The sequence below is a fragment of the Gluconobacter sp. OJA genome, assembly GCF_039638325.1.
GTDB lineage: Bacteria > Pseudomonadota > Alphaproteobacteria > Acetobacterales > Acetobacteraceae > Gluconobacter > Gluconobacter cerinus.
Map to the genome: position 1 here is coordinate 1,471,042 of NZ_JBDIWI010000001.1, position 14,509 is coordinate 1,485,550.

Sequence of the window (14,509 nt, forward strand, 5' to 3'; positions counted from 1 at the left end):
AAGGGAAAATTCTTTAAAATCAGGCCGTTGTGATGCGAAGCGTATTTGTGCTTCCAGCCACGCCGTAAGGAAGCCCTGCCAGAACGATAACGTGGTCCCCGCTGCGACAAAGCTTCATGGACAGCGCCATGGCAGCCGTCGGAGCTGCCAATTCCTCAATGCTCTGAGCAATGTGCTCTTTCTCTACGACCTGAGGGAAGACACCCCATACGACACAGAGACGGCGAGCCACTTCCTGATGAGGTGTAACGGCCAGAATCGGGCAATGAGGACGTTCACGAGCCATGCGCAGGGCGCCACCACCGCCTTGTGTCCGAACGCCAATGGTCCGGGCATTCAGCGCGGTGCTAACTTGCCAGGCGGCCTGAACAATTGCGTCCTGAACCGTTCCTTCCGGCTTTGGGCGGGAGCGGTCCATGCGCAGACGCCATTCGACGTCCTGCTCAACACGAGACGCAATACGCGCCATGATGGACACTGCTTCGATCGGATATTTGCCAGCAGCACTTTCAGCCGAAAGCATCACAGCATCGGCGCCATCATAGACAGCGTTGGATACGTCGGAAACTTCGGCGCGTGTTGGCGTTGGGCTTTCGATCATGCTTTCCAGCATCTGCGTCGCCACGATAACCGGACGGCACTGACGACGCGCTTCAGCAATAGCGCGCTTCTGGGCGACTGGTACTTCTTCCGGAGGCAGTTCAACACCAAGATCGCCACGCGCCACCATGATCGCGTCTGAGAGACGAACGATCCGCTCCAGGTCATCCATTGCCTGTGGCTTTTCGAGCTTCGTCACAATTGCTGCGCGGCCTTTGGCAATATTGCGTGCTTCTTCGACGTCTTCAGGGCGCTGTACGAAAGAAAGCGCAATGAAATCCACACCGAGAGAAAGCGCGAAGTCAAAGTCCTTGCGATCTTTCTCGGTCAAAGCCGGAATAGGAAGCGTCACGTCAGGGACATTCACGCCCTTGCGTTCAGACAGTTTGCCGCCAATGACAACTTCCGTTTCCAGAGCGCCTTCAATAACGTTGACAACGCGCAGCTTGAGCTTGCCGTCATCGAGCAGGAGGTGGCTGCCTGGCTTGGCGGCAGAAATGATTTCTGGGTGTGGTAGGCAGACGCGGTCTACCGTGCCGGGTGTTCTGTCCAGATCCAAACGGAACGGCTTTCCTTCTTCAAGGATAACCGGACCATTTTCAAAAACACCTACGCGCAGTTTCGGCCCTTGAAGATCGGCAAGAATGGCGAGTGGTCGACCAACTTTCGCTTCTGCTGCCCGGATCGCCGCATGACGCTCGCCGTGGTCTTCATGGGCGCCGTGGGAGAAGTTGAGACGGAAGACATTTACCCCTGCTTCAGCCAGAGCAAAGATCATCTCAGGCGAGGACGATGCCGGGCCAAGAGTTGCGACGATCCGCGTACGGCGATGATGGGAGCTGGATGTCATGTGTTGGCGTCCTCGCAAGAAAAATCAGTTGGATTGAATCGTCTCTCCTGGGAGAAGTCCCCAGAACAGACGACGTGGCAGCCATCCCTCGTAGCCTTTGACGACGACGTGGCACCATTGAGAACTTTGTGGGCAGGCTTTGATGTTGCCCACTGTTCCGGGCTGGAGGACAGCAACCACGCTACTGTCTTCCTCCGGATGGCTCATGAGGAGAACATCACTTTTATGCGCGCGGGCTTCGTCCTGCGTCTCGACGTGACCCAGAACGCGTGCATCTGCGCGGCCGATGTGGTCTCCGTCCTTGGCGGAAGCCTCTCCCGTCTGAGCTTTCACGCCTTCAGGCGGCAAGCCCGGAATGACGAAAGTTCGGCTGCCGTACAGCGTTGCCTGATGGACCCATCCCTTCTGGCCGTCGGAGTCTTCGACAAGTCGCCAGACATCGAATTCGCGCTCGATCTGAACAGGGAGACCACGGCGATGATAAACCCAGTCGATGGGATAGCGATCACCCGGGCCTCGCCGCATATAGACCTTGTCCGCACGTAGAGCAGCGTATCTGGGGAGAGGTAGCCCCGTGTTGCTCCCTTTATCGGTCGGGTCGGTGGGCGGCACATCTGGCGTTGCTGCTGCGGTTGCAGGCTGGCTCGCGGCCGCAGCGGCTGCTGCCGCTGCCGCCCCGGCTCCGGCCGCCGCTACAGGCGCGATATGCTTGCCCGAACCGTGATGCGATGCGTGATGAGTCGTCTTGACGGCCCCTGCATTGTCATTTTTGGCTTTTGCCGATTTCTTTTTCGCATGGGCTGTCTTGGCAGCGGCAGAGGTGTCGGCTTTAGCCGTGTGCTCATGCTTGTGATGGCGCGCTTCTGCGGGGTGAATGGCCAGCAAAGCTGTGCCAGTCATGACAGCCAGAAGAAACTGACGGCAGCGCAGTGTTCGGGACAGAGGGGTGACAAGCGTTCTCATGACCGCATCCCTGCCAAGGGTGAAGGGTTTCGGCAAGTCACCAAATCACAAAACTTCCGAATTGTCCGTATGTGGAAACTCATAGTGCTGTGATCGGGCGGTCTCCCGCCTGCTCCAGAAAGGTTACGATACCCCGGACGGAAACGGTTTCGACAAGGGCGTCTGGTTTGAGGCCGGCAAGAGCCAGGCCTGTTTCACATGCCATCAGTGTTACATCGAATTCGATCAAGGCGTCCCGCAACTCACGGAAACCCGGCACACCACGAGCGGCGAGTTCATCATCAGGAATAACGCCTGCAAGACCTGACCAGTCTTTCGCCAGTGCGTGAACACTTTTGCCGCCAGCAAAAATTGTAACTGCACGCCCTAGGGAGAGCATTCCAGCAGCGACGATAAAAGCATAGTGCGCGCGTTGCCAGGAATCGTCTGCCAGCATCAGAAAAACAGGAGGTTTCACGCTGGTGTGCTTTCGTTGTCGGCGTGGACTGGACAGGAGGGATCCCGGGTCAGAGCAAAACTCCTCACGGTTGCGCCTAGAGCATCCCAGATCATGAGGCGTGTTTCATTGCGCCCTTCAAGCTGCATAAGCTCCCGCATTACTTCAACAGCCATCAAACTCCCCATGACGCCTGTTGCCGCACCGAGCACTCCAGATTGGCCACATGTTGGCGCCTCGGTCTGGGCGGCTTCCGGGAACAGGCAGCGATAGCAGGGGCCGCCAGTCTGAGGCCTGAAAACGGCCAATTGCCCGGAAAATCCCTGAACGGCGCCAGAGACAAGTGTTCGGCCATATTTTACGCAGGCATCTGAGACAGCAAGGCGTGTCTCAAAATTGTCAGTACCGTCGCAAATGAGGTCGTAGTGCGGAACAAGCTCGTCCAGCGTCTCTGCTGTTGCACGGGTGCAGTACGCCGTGACGCGAGACATCGGATTGAGCGCTGCAAGCCGTTCTGCGGCCACTTCAGCTTTAGGGCGGCCAATGTCCTGTGTTGTGTAGAGAACCTGACGCTGCAGGTTGCTGAGCTCCAGATAATCGTGATCCATCAGGCCAATATGCCCGACACCCGAGGCGGCCAGTTGCTGCGCCAGAGGAGCGCCTAGCCCTCCTGCCCCAACAATCAGGACCGAGGCCTGCCTGACCTGTGCCTGCCCCGTGGCGCCTACCTGCGGAAGCAGAATATGACGGGAATATCGCTCAAGTTCGGCATCAGAAAAATCAAGGTTCATTAGTACAAGATAATTGCTGACTTTTCAGACGGAAAGACGTTAGATTCACGGATGTCCACCTTCCCCTGATTTTCAGGGCCTGTGCGGAGGCTTGAGCGTGAAAAATTCTTTCTGGAAAATATCATACCGAGCCCGGCAGGGACTGGGTGTTACAGCCAGTGCGGTGCTGGCAGCTTACGCTGTTTCTCCGTTTCTGGCGCTGTGGGATATTGACCGTGCCATGAAAGGCAACAATCCCGCCAGATTGATTCCGCATGTGGACTGGAGTTCCCTGACGCATTCTCTCAAGGAGCAGTTCAGACCGCCCGTCCCTGCTTCAGACGATGATCTTCCGGATTTTGGGAGTTCATTTGCGGGCAATGCCATATCGAATGCCATCGATACAGAGCTGTCTCCCACGACCCTCATGTCAACGGCGCATCAGCTGATGCCAGCAGGGTCTTCCAGTTATTCTTCGGGAGGGGGCTGGCCAGTGCTTGGTGGCCTGCATGCTCATTTCGTAAGCCTGAACAAATTCGAGGCACAAGTTGACCAGCCCGGGCAGACGCCGTTCGTTCTGCACATGAAGTTCGAGCACTGGGGCTGGAAAATCACGCGATTTGAATTGCCGCAGTCAGCCCCTCGGCCCTAAATAAGGGCTGTTCAGGCCGGAGGAAGATCTTCCTCAAGAACTGTGATGTGAATGGCGTATGAGACTTCGCCTTCATCTTCGTCACGATGAACCGTGCCGATAACTTCACCTGAAACGGCAAGTTCAACACTCATTCCCTTACGTGCAGGCTTAACGACTGCGAGCTTCGGCGAGCCCAGAAGACGCTGCAGCGTCGTTTGAAGGCGTGTCACTTCGGAAAGGGTCATATCGGCCATGAGTGGCACTCCTGTGTTTGGCAAGGTCTTGCCCTGTAGCTCATCGTTACCCTTAAAGGAACCCGTCTCCCCTACCCTGAATGGGTTTCGTGTTGTAGAAATCGGGCTCTTTCTATTTTGCCCTGTCCATTCGGTCCTGTCCGGATTGGTTTAGGGCAGTCCATCCTGACCCCGCGCAAAGGAGACAGAATGCGCCCCTTCCTCTTCCGTACACTCGGAGCTCTCGCCACAACGGCAGCTCTTTCCGGATGCGGTTATTTTGATTCCCGTAATGCTCACAAAGCCCAGTTCGAGATGGTCGGCATGACCGGATATGATCTCCAGGCCTGCGCCGGTCTTCCAGGAAGCACCAAGAAGCTGAACGATACCACCGAGATCTGGCAGTATGATGGTACGCAGAGCACACCTACCATTTCTTCTGACTCAGGTCTGATTCCTGCACAGTCCATTATCAGCATTTATCAGTCTGCTTTTGGCGGCGGCGGCACAACTTGCCGTATGGTCCTTCGACTGGACCATGATCGTGTTTCCGAAGTGCATTATACGGGAAATGACGACGAATATATCGGCACTGACGGTATCTGCTCCATCATCACCCGTGGCTGTGCCCGCCAGAGAGAGTCGACGATGCATCGCGTAAATGCAGGTCCATTCGGTCCGGTCTCGGCCTTCCACCCACCGGCAACACCGGCACAGAGCACCTCGGCTACATACTCCGACCAGTCCGGAAAATATGTGCCGAAATTCACCGACGACAAGACACAGTCGGTTATTCAGCCAGCAAAGTAAGAACGAAAAAGCCGGGGTTTACCCCGGCTTTTTTTTATGGGCAGTTGATCAGATATTTCATTTTACGAACGGCTGGGCCGAGACCATCGAAAACAGCCTGGCTGATCAGGAAATGCCCGATATTCAGCTCAGCTAGTCCTGGAAGTTTGGCTACAGGCGTCACGTTGTCATAAGTCAGACCGTGACCGGCATGGAGTTCCAGTCCGCAGTCTGTGACGATTCCGGCAGTATGCTGAAGGCGCTCAAGTTCTCCAGGCTTGTTATGGGCATAAGCGCCTGTGTGAAGCTCCACAACCGCTGCACCAAGCTCCGCCGAAGCTTCGATCTGGCGCTGATCCGGATCAATGAACAGAGAGACCCGAATACCCGCGTCTTTCAGGCGCGCAATCCGCGGGGCCAGCACTTCGCGATGTCCTGCGACGTCCAGACCGCCTTCTGTCGTCACTTCCGTACGCTTTTCCGGAACCAGACAGCATGCGTGGGGCTTCAACAGGCAAGCGATCCGAACCATTTCCTGCGTTGCTGCCATCTCGAAATTCAACGGTGCTGCGAGTGCTTTGAGGCGCGGCATGTCTGCATCAAGGATGTGTCGACGATCTTCCCGAAGATGCGCTGTAATGCCGTCTCCTCCCCATTTAAGGGCAAGCTTTGCGGCTTCTACAGGGTCTGGGTATGCATCGCCGCGGGCGTTTCGCAGGGTGGCAACATGATCGATATTAACACCAAGACGAATCATCGGTTGTTTCCCTTTTTATGACGGGACATGGAATCTGCCAGTCTGAGTGCTGCGAGAAGGCTGGATGGATCAACCTGACTGCCTGAACGTCCTACCGGCCCCGCGATATCGAAGGCAGTGCCGTGATCTGGAGACGTCCTGATAATCGGCAAGCCAATGGTGACGTTCACGCCCTCAGCCATATCAAGCGTTTTCAGGGGAATAAGGGCCTGATCATGATACATACAGATCGCTGCGTCATAGCCCGGCCTCGCTGTTGCGCTGAACATTGTGTCTGGTGGGAACGGACCCATTACGGTCAGTCCTTGGGACTTCAATATGGCTATAGCTGGGCCGATGATGGTTTTTTCTTCCGTGCCCATCATGCCCTCTTCGCCAGCATGGGGGTTTAGGCCAGCGATCGCCAGGCGCGGCTGAGTGATACCAAAGTCACTCTGTAAAGCCTTGTGCGTGGCGAGCGTGACCGCAACAATCCGCTCAGTAGTCAGGCTCTTGATCGCCTGGCGCAGAGACACATGGATCGTCACGGGCACAACCCTGAGATGAGGGGATGCCAGCATCATGACTTCCTGTCCATCGCAATGGCAGAGCGCCGCCAGAAACTCCGTGTGCCCCGGAAAGGAAAAACCTGCTGAGGCCAGAATATGCTTGGCAATCGGGTTGGTCGTGAGGCCTGCCGCCTGCCCGCTCTGAACATATCGTACGGCCTGTTCAATGCTCGCAATGACTGCGGCGGCATTTCGTGAATCCGGCTTTCCAGGGACGACGGGGGTCAAACATTCAACGGGCAAAACAGGCAGGGCATCGGAAAACACGTCGTGAGCATTTTCCGGTGCTTCAATCAGCTTGAAGGGTATCGCGTCGTTGAGAAGCGCTGGGTCACCAAGCCAGAAGAAAGTTGGCCCCGTTTCTCGCAGGGCCGTCCAAGCCAGGGCGGCCAGCTCCGGCCCTATCCCAGCCGGATCACCGAGGGTCAGGGCAATCGGAGCGTTCATGTCAGCCTGCGTCTGCGAGGGAAGCGATGATACGCGCCCAGGACCTCACACCTTTGTGGAAAGAGTCTAGGCCATATTGCTCATTGGGAGAGTGAATGCGGTCATCAGACTGTGCAAAGCCGACCATGAGCGCATCCAGTCCTAACGCGTCCCGTACTTCGCCAGCCACTGGGATGGACCCACCGCAGCCGATCGTAGCGGCAGGGATGCCCCATTCGTCAGTTAGAGCTTTCAGTGTGGGAGCAAGAAAGCGACTGTCACGGGAAACTTCAAAGCCGGGTGAGCCGCCATGCGCTGTAAATGTAACCTTGGCGTCTGCTGGCAGGGCAGCATTCACATGCGCGCGGAAGGTTTCGCGGATTTTGTCTGGGTCCTGCCCCGGCACAAGCCGGAAGGACACTTTCGCCATTGCTTTTGCGGGAAGGACTGTCTTGAAGCCCTCGCCTTCGTATCCGCCAGAAATACCGTTAATTTCGCAACTTGGGCGGCACCAGGTCTGCTCAATGGCGGTATAGCCCTTTTCCCCGGCCGCGACGGATAGGCCAGCTTCTTCCAGTAGGGCCGCATCATCTGGAAACAGTGTTTTCCATTGTGCGCGTGTCTCTGGGGACGGGTCCTGAATGCCGTCGTAGAACCCAGGAAGGGTTACACGTCCGTCAGCATCGCGGAGTGAAGCCAAAATCTGACACAACAGGGCAATAGGATTGGCTGCAGCGTTGCCGTAGATGCCTGAATGCAGGTCATGAGAGGCACATTCGATGATGATTTCTTCCGCCATCATGCCTCGGAGTGAGGTCGTAATGCCGGGGGTCTGCCGGTCGGCCATCGACGTGTCACATACCAGAGCGACATCGGCCTTCAGCTCGGCAGCGTTCTCCTGAAGGAATGGCAGGAGATTGCTTCCTCCGCACTCTTCCTCACCTTCCAGGAGCACACTAACCTGCACCGGGATGGAACCGTGGACAGTTTTCCACGCCCGGCAAGCCTCAAGGAAGGTCATGACCTGACCTTTATCATCGCTTGCCCCACGTGCCACGATGACCTTGCGTCCAGACGGTTCTTCCACAAGCCGTGGTTCGAAGGGAGGTGCCTTCCAGAGATTTTCCGGATCCGTTGGCTGGACGTCATAATGGCCGTAGAACAGGACATGCGGCTTGCCTGTCTGGGTAGCATCATGAGCCACGACCATCGGGTGCCCAGGGGCTGCCCAGCGAACTTCACGTATATCCGCGGTGAGACCCATACTTGCCATATCAGCCTGAAGCCACTCCGCTGCTTTACGGCAATCTGCAGCGTGTAATGGCTGTGTAGAGATGCTTGGAATTCTCAGGAGGCTGAAAAGCCGCTCAACAGAGGTATCAAGCGTCGTGTCGATATGTGAGAGGACAGCATCCAGAGCGGAGGTGTGAGAAGTGGTCGTCATTAGGTCAAAGTTCCGAAAGCGGTAATGAAATTCCGACGCGCGGGGCAAGTGTTTTTGCCGACGCTACGTCACCGTGATCTTCGTCATCAGAGATTGGCGCGGGTGTCGGGGTGTCAGATATTTTACGGGGTTGCAGCCGGATCGGAGCAGGCGCAATGGGCCTTGCAGGTTTGTTCTGCCGGATCATGCGTGGCGGATGGGTTTGAGCGGGCAGAGCGTCCTGGCCGCTTGCCAATGCCAGAATGGCATTGAGCTGCTGAGCGAAGCGGATTGCTTTCGACGCCTCGGAAACTGTGTGACGAGACTGATTGCTGATTTCGTTCCAAAGTGCCTGATCCTGATACAGGCGCACGATTGCATCAGCAAACCTGTCGGGATCACAGAAACCGCCGGATACGCAATCTTTCCCATCTTCCCAATTCAACTGGGCTCGTGTTGTTTCTGTCAGTACTGCCGGTAAACCTGCAGCCGCAGCTTCAAGAATTTCCTTGGCAGAGGCGCTCATGACGCGTGATGGATCGACCAGGATGCGGCGAGAACGATACAGAGCGCTCATATTCACCAGGGATGGCAACGGCTCGACAAGCGAGGCACGTGTGTAGGGTGTTAGATCGACATCATCCCCTATCTGGCCCGCGATAAGAACTGTTGCGTCTGGCGGAAGCCGTCCCTCAAGTTTCTGAATAACGTCGAGCATGAACCAGTTCAGCCCGTCATGTACTGCATTTCCAGCATCAAGTACGGGTAAGGCAAACAGAATGCCGGAGCGTTCACTGAAGCCCGGCGTACTCGCGAGAGGGGTAACTGGCAGTTGGTCCAGTTGCCTGACATTGCCGTAGCCAAGTTGACGGAGACTGTCTGCTTCCGCCTCATGGCTGGTTACCAGGACCTGACACATCCAGGCATCTGCAAGTTCCTGATCGAGGTCATCGAGCATCTGCTCACGATCATCAACCGCCCCGACCCGCTTGCGAAGATAAGTCTCTTCCGCGCCTGTTCCATCCAGGTCCAGAACGATGTTCAGTTCAGGCAGAGTAGCGGCATGTGCGCGAAGAACTGTAGCGGTACGTCGCAGCGCGCTGCTGCCACTTACCCAGATCATGTCAAAAGATCCGCTGCGGTCGCGCAGAAAATCAGACAGCTCGGTAATATCGCTGTCGTTCATGATTTCGATGTCGGCCGGAAAATCCAGAGCGGTCGTTACAGTATCCGTGACGTCTCCGTCGATTGGAAAGACCGTAACGTGGTGCCCCTTCTGGCTTAGTGCGAGAACAAGATCCTGCCGTCGTAGATGGGGAGACCCCAGCGAGCGATGTGGCAGCCTGTCGCACAGAAAGAGAACAGTTGGCACGCCAGAAGCAAAACGTGCCTTGAACAGTGAACTGCCCTGCATGGGGTGTCTGGAAAGAAGGGACGAGAAGCGCCGCCGCAACCAATTCTGATTGCGTGTCAGGAAATCGGCTGGAAGTGCGGTTGGTGGTCTGGTTCTATCAAGGATCGACGGGTCATAAACGATTTTCCCGCCGTGTTGACGCAGGGCAAGACACAGGGAAAGCAGTCGTGCTTCCGAGCCGATGCAGTTCTGATCAATGCTGCCGCATTCTGCGAGTTTCTGGCGCCGACAAAACAGCATGCCAACCGAAATAGCGTCTACTTGACGGCAGAACCCGATTGTGGGTTCGTTTGCCTTGGCGCCGGTGCCAAAGCGCAGCGTAGAGGCATCACGCCATACGACTGTTCCAGCTTCCAGCACGCGTCCATCGAGACCGAGGGACTGTCCACCAACGGCCCAGATATCAGGTGCCTTAAAGGCCTGAAGGGCGGCTCTAATGGTCCCCGGAAAGGGCTGCGTTCCCGGTTCTATCAGGAGTACAATGGGAGCGCGCGCTGCTTCTACGCCCAGATTGACCTGTTCGCTGCTGCTCGCGCGGAACGACGGACGCAGAACGCGGATCCCTTTGACAAAACGCTCGATCTGCGCGGTCTCATCCGTTGATCCGGCGTCAACGATAATGACATCGAGAGTGCCTGCGCCGTTGGTATGCAGGGCCGCGAGACTGGAAAGTGTGTCCAGAAACTGGTTAGCCACCGGGATGATGACACTGACTTCCGCCGGGCGAATAAGACGGAAATCGAGCGGAGCTCTGACGATGGACGGAATAAGTGTTTCGGCGCGTCGCAGGTCCAGATTCTGGTACTGCTGTGCCGTGGCATCCGGGATGTCTTCTTCTACACCCAGAGCACTCTGTGATTGCACCCAGAGCGCAAAAATATCTCTGAAATGCCGTTCCCTGAGTTTTCGTTGAACGCCAGGGTGGTGAGCAAACGCCTGGAGATCTACCCCCGTTTGCGGGACACGCATTTCACGTGCGCCAAACCGGATGAAATGCTCGTACCCGTTCCGGAAGCCACCGTCCGCTACGATCGCGGCGACATCTGGATACAGCTGAGCATAGTGCGCTTCGCTGAACCATTGGTTCGGACTGTACGCGACGGGATTTGAGTTTGTCAGATAGTGATGAAGAGCATTGAGAAAGAGGCCCTGCTCTACTGCTTTTGCGACATCGGGATATGTAGCGAGATACCACTCCGGGTCGAAATACCAGGAACTACGGCATAGACCTGCTTCAGATGACATCAGGAACTGCCGAAAGTCTCCCTTTCCGTAATCATATGACAAGCCTCGGCTCAGGCTCGCCATGCGGAAGACGGAGGTTTCAAAAAAGGGATGTGCCTGTCTGTGCTCGTGTTCGCCGTCGGTCAGGTAATGATCATACCCGTTGCTGAACCCCTGAGAGATCAGGACAGGCAAACTGACGTCTGGATTGCGGCTGAAGTAGTCCGTTTCTGAAAACAGCCAGTGTGGCGAGCGGCTGCGAAAGCCACTTTCACAATAGTGCAGAAAGCCACAACTGAAGACGCCGTAACTGATCCCGTCTCGAACGTCCGGATTTTGACGGAGATACCATTCTTCATCAAAGAACCGGTTCGGTGAAAGGCCTCTGCTGGCACCTTTTTCAAGCCAGTGAGTTTCCATTGCCTCATTGCTGAGGTTCAGCGGCAGACCGTCATCGCTCAGAAGCTTTTCTTCGCGCAGAACGTGAGCATAGCGTGTCCGGTACCACTCCGCATCAAAGCGTCCCCACACGGGGGGACGGTTACCGGAAAAAGCCGGGGAAGCTAGGATGTAGTCTTTCAGGCTCATGCGGACCGTTTCCTCTGCGCGAAACTCTTACTTCAGTGCCAGCAGTATTTCAGTTCTGTTGAGTGCGGCGGCTTTGCCAGAGATCATGGAAGTTGATCGGTTGGATATTGCCAACAGGGAAGCCTGCTTCCCGGATCGTATTAAGCAGGATCATTCTTGCGGACGGGAACAGATACCCAGGAGCATTGACCAGCAGCAGAGGTTCGACATCTGCCTGTGTGACGAGACCAGAAAGCGCAAAGAGACCCGCATAAGCGATCTGAAGCTCATAAAGCGTACGGGCATTGTGTGTGGCGGACTGCGGGGCGTCCAGACCCTGAGCACGGATCACCAGCGTGACTTCGAAATTCGGGTGCCCTCCCGGAAGCTGTCGGGCTGTCACGTCGACTGTCATGCCGATATGGGGCTCGCCTGAAATATCGCGATATATGTCAGGCGTATTCTGTACGTCGATGGACAGTGTGCGAAGGTATTGAGAGCCAAGGACGAGTGTAGGGGCAGCAGCCGGGCTTGCAGAAACGCCCGAAGCGCCCTGAAGTGTGTCTGCGTGATCGTGATCGTTCATCCTGACCTTACCTTGTAAGCTATGCACGGTGTCCTGCGTAGTCGTCTGAAAGCGCAGCAACATGTCTGAGATAGTCTTGTGTCATGAGGGCGGCATTTTGGCTACCCGGCAACACTTTCTGCTGATCTCAAATGAACCTGCCACGTAGCATTCCCAAAGCTGGCAACGGTGCCCATCGTTTAGGTAATTCGGCCCAGCGTATGCGCTCGATGTGATAGACGGGCGGAGGTTGCTGCTCACTGATAAGAAATCGCGAGTAGGTCCTGACCTGAGCCATGCGCCACTGGCAGTCGGCCTCAGCGGCCTTCTGGGATAGATGAATATCTGCGACGACTTTGCGCTTTCCCTGTGAAGCAATGACAGCCCAGAGAAGATCAGCTTTTGGAAGTGTCGGGCGGAGGGGGATGACTTCGGACACAGCTCTCCCTTTCAGTGAGGCGCTGAGAATGTTATCGCCTTAAAGGAACGTCAGCATCGGTGCTTGGTTATGTTCCAGACGCAAGCACATCATGAGTGCTGACAGGAAATCAATCCTCCCGTGGTGCGGTTCTTGCCTCACGGGCAGCACGAATAGGACATTCCTATGCTGAGACTTCTTTTTATTGTCATCTTTCTGGCTGTACTGATCGTATTTGCCCTGAGCAACACGGACCTTGAGCCGATCTGGCTGATTTCTTTTGGCTGGCATCTGTCCGTAGGTACGCTCGCGCTGGGCATCGGTGTCGTGGGACTGATCTTCGGGTTTCTCACGGGCTGGGTGGGTGAGTTTCGTCAACGCTCCCGAGCTCGTCGCTCCGAAGCGCATGTCCGCACTCTGGAAAGCCAGCTTGTTGAGCTGCACCAGCGCCTTGATCGCCTCCAGACACCGCCTGTTGCTGCTACGACAACAGTGTCCTCACCTGAAAACCGGATCTGACTGCACCCATGACCAAGCGCACCCGGCTGATTGCCGCTTTTGATACAGACAGTCGAACGCAGGCAGAAGAGTGGTCTTCAAGTCTTGGGCATGCTGTTGATGCCATCAAGCTTGGCCTCGAATTTACGTATGCCTGTGGTCTGGATGCCGTGAAGTCTGTGTCTGCCGGGCATGAGTTGTTTCTGGATCTCAAACTGCATGATATTCCCAATACTGTAGCCTCGGGACTGTCCGCATTGGCGCCATTGCGCCCTGCCCTGACAACAATTCACGCCTGTGGCGGCACCGAGATGATCTCACGGTCCCGCGAAGCCTTGGAGCAGGCTTTTCCGAATGACGAAAAGCGCCCCAAACTGCTAGCCGTAACTGTTCTGACGAGCATGGATGAAGCTGGACTTAGAGAAACCGGCGTTGAGGCTACGCCACGGGAACAGGTTCTGCGTCTTGGCAAACTCGCCATTCGTGCCGGTGCGGATGGCCTTGTATGCTCAGCACATGAGATTGCTCTTTTGCGAGACGCTTTAGGCGATGACCCGGTTTTGGTTGTTCCCGGCATTCGGCCAGAGGGTAGCGCTTCCAACGACCAGAAGCGCATCATGACGCCCACTCAGGCAGCAAAAGCAGGAGCGGATTGGATTGTTGTAGGTCGCCCGATCACGCGCTCGCCTAATCCCGCAAAAGCCGCGGCAGCTATTATGGCTGAGCTTGCAAGCGTATGACGAAAGTTAAAATCTGCGGTGTGCGAGATGTGGCGACAATGCAGCTTTGCGCCAGTTTAGGCGTCGACTGGGTTGGCTTCGTCTTTCATCCGGCATCACCGCGATACGTTTTGCCGGAACAGGCCCGCCGGCTGCATGAGAGTGTGTCAGGCGGTCTTACGCCCTCTCGTGTCGGGTTGTTCGTCAAAGCCGATGACAAAACAATTGAGCACACTCTGCAAACAGTGCCGCTCAATGTTCTGCAGATTTACGATTCAGTTGAACGTGCAAAAGAAATCAGAAGTCGATTTGGACTTCCCGTCTGGTTAGCACGTGGGGTGAAATCCGCTTTGGATCTTCCTGCTCGCGCGGATATCGACGGATATGTCATTGAAGCTCCCCGGCAGGATGGAGACGATCGTCCGGGCGGCCTTGGACGCACATTCGATTGGACCTTGACCCAGGAATGGAAAGCTCCAGCCTTCTGGATGCTGGCAGGTGGCCTGACGCCTTCCAATGTTCAAGAGGCTATTAACGCCAGTTTAGCGCCCGCTGTGGATGTGTCTTCCGGTGTTGAAAGCCGCGTGGGTGAAAAATCTCACAAATTAATTGAACAATTCGTCGAAAAAACCCGCATAAGGGGTTGATCTTCAAACAGACCTTTCGTAAACACCA

At 55.9% G+C, this 14,509-nt stretch carries 16 protein-coding genes; 5 read left to right on the forward strand and 11 right to left on the reverse strand.

All coding sequences use genetic code 11. The features are described 5' to 3' along the window. Window positions 1-19: 19 nt before the first annotated feature. From pyk to ABDK75_RS06995, 4 genes are all read right to left on the reverse strand, one after another. Window positions 20-1,450, reverse strand: a complete 1,431-nt coding sequence (gene pyk / locus ABDK75_RS06980; protein WP_086633219.1) for a pyruvate kinase — start codon at window positions 1,448-1,450, stop codon at window positions 20-22. A gap of 24 nt (window positions 1,451-1,474) precedes the next feature. Beyond that, a complete protein-coding gene (locus ABDK75_RS06985) occupies window positions 1,475-2,413 on the reverse strand; it encodes an SH3 domain-containing protein (RefSeq protein ID WP_346005322.1) in 939 nt (312 codons plus the stop codon). 79 nt (window positions 2,414-2,492) lie between these two features. After that, window positions 2,493-2,849: a hypothetical protein gene (locus ABDK75_RS06990; protein WP_408874426.1), complete on the reverse strand. Its 357-nt coding sequence runs from the start codon at window positions 2,847-2,849 to the stop codon at window positions 2,493-2,495. A 17-nt stretch (window positions 2,850-2,866) separates the two neighbouring features. Continuing rightward, a complete protein-coding gene (locus ABDK75_RS06995; protein ID WP_346005325.1) occupies window positions 2,867-3,640 on the reverse strand; it encodes a HesA/MoeB/ThiF family protein in 774 nt (257 codons plus the stop codon). A 97-nt stretch (window positions 3,641-3,737) separates the two neighbouring features. On the opposite strand from ABDK75_RS06995, the gene ABDK75_RS07000 reads away from it, so the two are divergent. After that, window positions 3,738-4,271: a DUF2939 domain-containing protein gene (locus ABDK75_RS07000; protein WP_339408208.1), complete on the forward strand. Its 534-nt coding sequence runs from the start codon at window positions 3,738-3,740 to the stop codon at window positions 4,269-4,271. Window positions 4,272-4,282: 11 nt separating this feature from the next. Here ABDK75_RS07000 and ABDK75_RS07005 read toward each other — a convergent pair whose 3' ends face one another. After that, window positions 4,283-4,507, reverse strand: coding sequence for a DUF3126 family protein (locus ABDK75_RS07005; protein ID WP_046901696.1), 225 nt, complete (start codon window positions 4,505-4,507; stop codon window positions 4,283-4,285). Window positions 4,508-4,696: 189 nt separating this feature from the next. On the opposite strand from ABDK75_RS07005, the gene ABDK75_RS07010 reads away from it, so the two are divergent. Beyond that, complete coding sequence (locus tag ABDK75_RS07010; protein WP_046901697.1) at window positions 4,697-5,296, forward strand: hypothetical protein; 600 nt, start codon at window positions 4,697-4,699, stop codon at window positions 5,294-5,296. A gap of 34 nt (window positions 5,297-5,330) precedes the next feature. Here the strand turns inward: ABDK75_RS07010 and ABDK75_RS07015 are convergent, their stop codons facing one another. The 6 genes from ABDK75_RS07015 to ABDK75_RS07040 form a co-directional block, all read right to left on the reverse strand. Further along, complete coding sequence (locus tag ABDK75_RS07015) at window positions 5,331-6,032, reverse strand: pyridoxine 5'-phosphate synthase (protein WP_339408210.1); 702 nt, start codon at window positions 6,030-6,032, stop codon at window positions 5,331-5,333. Continuing rightward, on the reverse strand, window positions 6,029-7,027 hold the full coding sequence (gene pdxA / locus ABDK75_RS07020) for a 4-hydroxythreonine-4-phosphate dehydrogenase PdxA (protein ID WP_346005327.1): 999 nt from the start codon (window positions 7,025-7,027) through the stop codon (window positions 6,029-6,031). The genes ABDK75_RS07015 and pdxA overlap by 4 nt, the downstream gene beginning before the upstream one ends. 1 nt (window position 7,028) lies before the next feature. Then, window positions 7,029-8,450: a M20/M25/M40 family metallo-hydrolase gene (locus ABDK75_RS07025; protein WP_346005328.1), complete on the reverse strand. Its 1,422-nt coding sequence runs from the start codon at window positions 8,448-8,450 to the stop codon at window positions 7,029-7,031. 4 nt (window positions 8,451-8,454) lie between these two features. Then, window positions 8,455-11,655, reverse strand: a complete 3,201-nt coding sequence (locus tag ABDK75_RS07030) for a glycosyltransferase (protein ID WP_346005329.1) — start codon at window positions 11,653-11,655, stop codon at window positions 8,455-8,457. 49 nt (window positions 11,656-11,704) lie between these two features. Beyond that, window positions 11,705-12,220, reverse strand: coding sequence for a protein-export chaperone SecB (locus ABDK75_RS07035; RefSeq protein ID WP_046901702.1), 516 nt, complete (start codon window positions 12,218-12,220; stop codon window positions 11,705-11,707). A 127-nt stretch (window positions 12,221-12,347) separates the two neighbouring features. After that, window positions 12,348-12,638 carry a hypothetical protein gene (locus ABDK75_RS07040; protein ID WP_346005330.1) on the reverse strand — a complete coding sequence of 97 codons (291 nt, stop codon included), beginning with the start codon at window positions 12,636-12,638 and terminating at the stop codon, window positions 12,348-12,350. A gap of 165 nt (window positions 12,639-12,803) precedes the next feature. On the opposite strand from ABDK75_RS07040, the gene ABDK75_RS07045 reads away from it, so the two are divergent. Genes ABDK75_RS07045 through ABDK75_RS07055 form a run of 3 tightly spaced genes read left to right on the forward strand, consistent with a single transcriptional unit; the run spans window position 12,804 to window position 14,481 of the window. Then, the gene (locus tag ABDK75_RS07045; protein WP_086633227.1) at window positions 12,804-13,136 is read left to right on the forward strand and encodes a lipopolysaccharide assembly protein LapA domain-containing protein; all 333 of its coding nucleotides are present in this window, start codon (window positions 12,804-12,806) and stop codon (window positions 13,134-13,136) included. An 8-nt stretch (window positions 13,137-13,144) separates the two neighbouring features. Further along, entirely contained in the window at window positions 13,145-13,855 is a 711-nt protein-coding gene (pyrF, locus tag ABDK75_RS07050; protein ID WP_346005331.1) for an orotidine-5'-phosphate decarboxylase, read from the forward strand. Continuing rightward, the gene (locus ABDK75_RS07055) at window positions 13,852-14,481 is read left to right on the forward strand and encodes a phosphoribosylanthranilate isomerase (RefSeq protein ID WP_346005332.1); all 630 of its coding nucleotides are present in this window, start codon (window positions 13,852-13,854) and stop codon (window positions 14,479-14,481) included. The genes pyrF and ABDK75_RS07055 overlap by 4 nt, the downstream gene beginning before the upstream one ends. Window positions 14,482-14,509 lie beyond the last annotated feature (28 nt).

What these genes read in the sequence shown, in the direction of transcription:
- pyrF (WP_346005331.1), top strand. Translation starts at nt 13,145, where the DNA reads ATGACCAAGCGCACCCGGCTGATTGCCGCTTTTGATACAGACAGTCGA.
- ABDK75_RS07015 (WP_339408210.1), bottom strand. Translation starts at nt 6,032, where the DNA reads ATGATTCGTCTTGGTGTTAATATCGATCATGTTGCCACCCTGCGAAAC.
- ABDK75_RS06990 (WP_408874426.1), bottom strand. Translation starts at nt 2,849, where the DNA reads ATGCTGGCAGACGATTCCTGGCAACGCGCGCACTATGCTTTTATCGTC.
- ABDK75_RS07055 (WP_346005332.1), top strand. Translation starts at nt 13,852, where the DNA reads ATGACGAAAGTTAAAATCTGCGGTGTGCGAGATGTGGCGACAATGCAG.
- ABDK75_RS07010 (WP_046901697.1), top strand. Translation starts at nt 4,697, where the DNA reads ATGCGCCCCTTCCTCTTCCGTACACTCGGAGCTCTCGCCACAACGGCA.
- ABDK75_RS07005 (WP_046901696.1), bottom strand. Translation starts at nt 4,507, where the DNA reads ATGGCCGATATGACCCTTTCCGAAGTGACACGCCTTCAAACGACGCTG.
- ABDK75_RS07025 (WP_346005328.1), bottom strand. Translation starts at nt 8,450, where the DNA reads ATGACGACCACTTCTCACACCTCCGCTCTGGATGCTGTCCTCTCACAT.
- ABDK75_RS07030 (WP_346005329.1), bottom strand. Translation starts at nt 11,655, where the DNA reads ATGAGCCTGAAAGACTACATCCTAGCTTCCCCGGCTTTTTCCGGTAAC.
- ABDK75_RS07045 (WP_086633227.1), top strand. Translation starts at nt 12,804, where the DNA reads ATGCTGAGACTTCTTTTTATTGTCATCTTTCTGGCTGTACTGATCGTA.
- pdxA (WP_346005327.1), bottom strand. Translation starts at nt 7,027, where the DNA reads ATGAACGCTCCGATTGCCCTGACCCTCGGTGATCCGGCTGGGATAGGG.
- ABDK75_RS06995 (WP_346005325.1), bottom strand. Translation starts at nt 3,640, where the DNA reads ATGAACCTTGATTTTTCTGATGCCGAACTTGAGCGATATTCCCGTCAT.
- pyk (WP_086633219.1), bottom strand. Translation starts at nt 1,450, where the DNA reads ATGACATCCAGCTCCCATCATCGCCGTACGCGGATCGTCGCAACTCTT.
- ABDK75_RS06985 (WP_346005322.1), bottom strand. Translation starts at nt 2,413, where the DNA reads ATGAGAACGCTTGTCACCCCTCTGTCCCGAACACTGCGCTGCCGTCAG.
- ABDK75_RS07035 (WP_046901702.1), bottom strand. Translation starts at nt 12,220, where the DNA reads ATGAACGATCACGATCACGCAGACACACTTCAGGGCGCTTCGGGCGTT.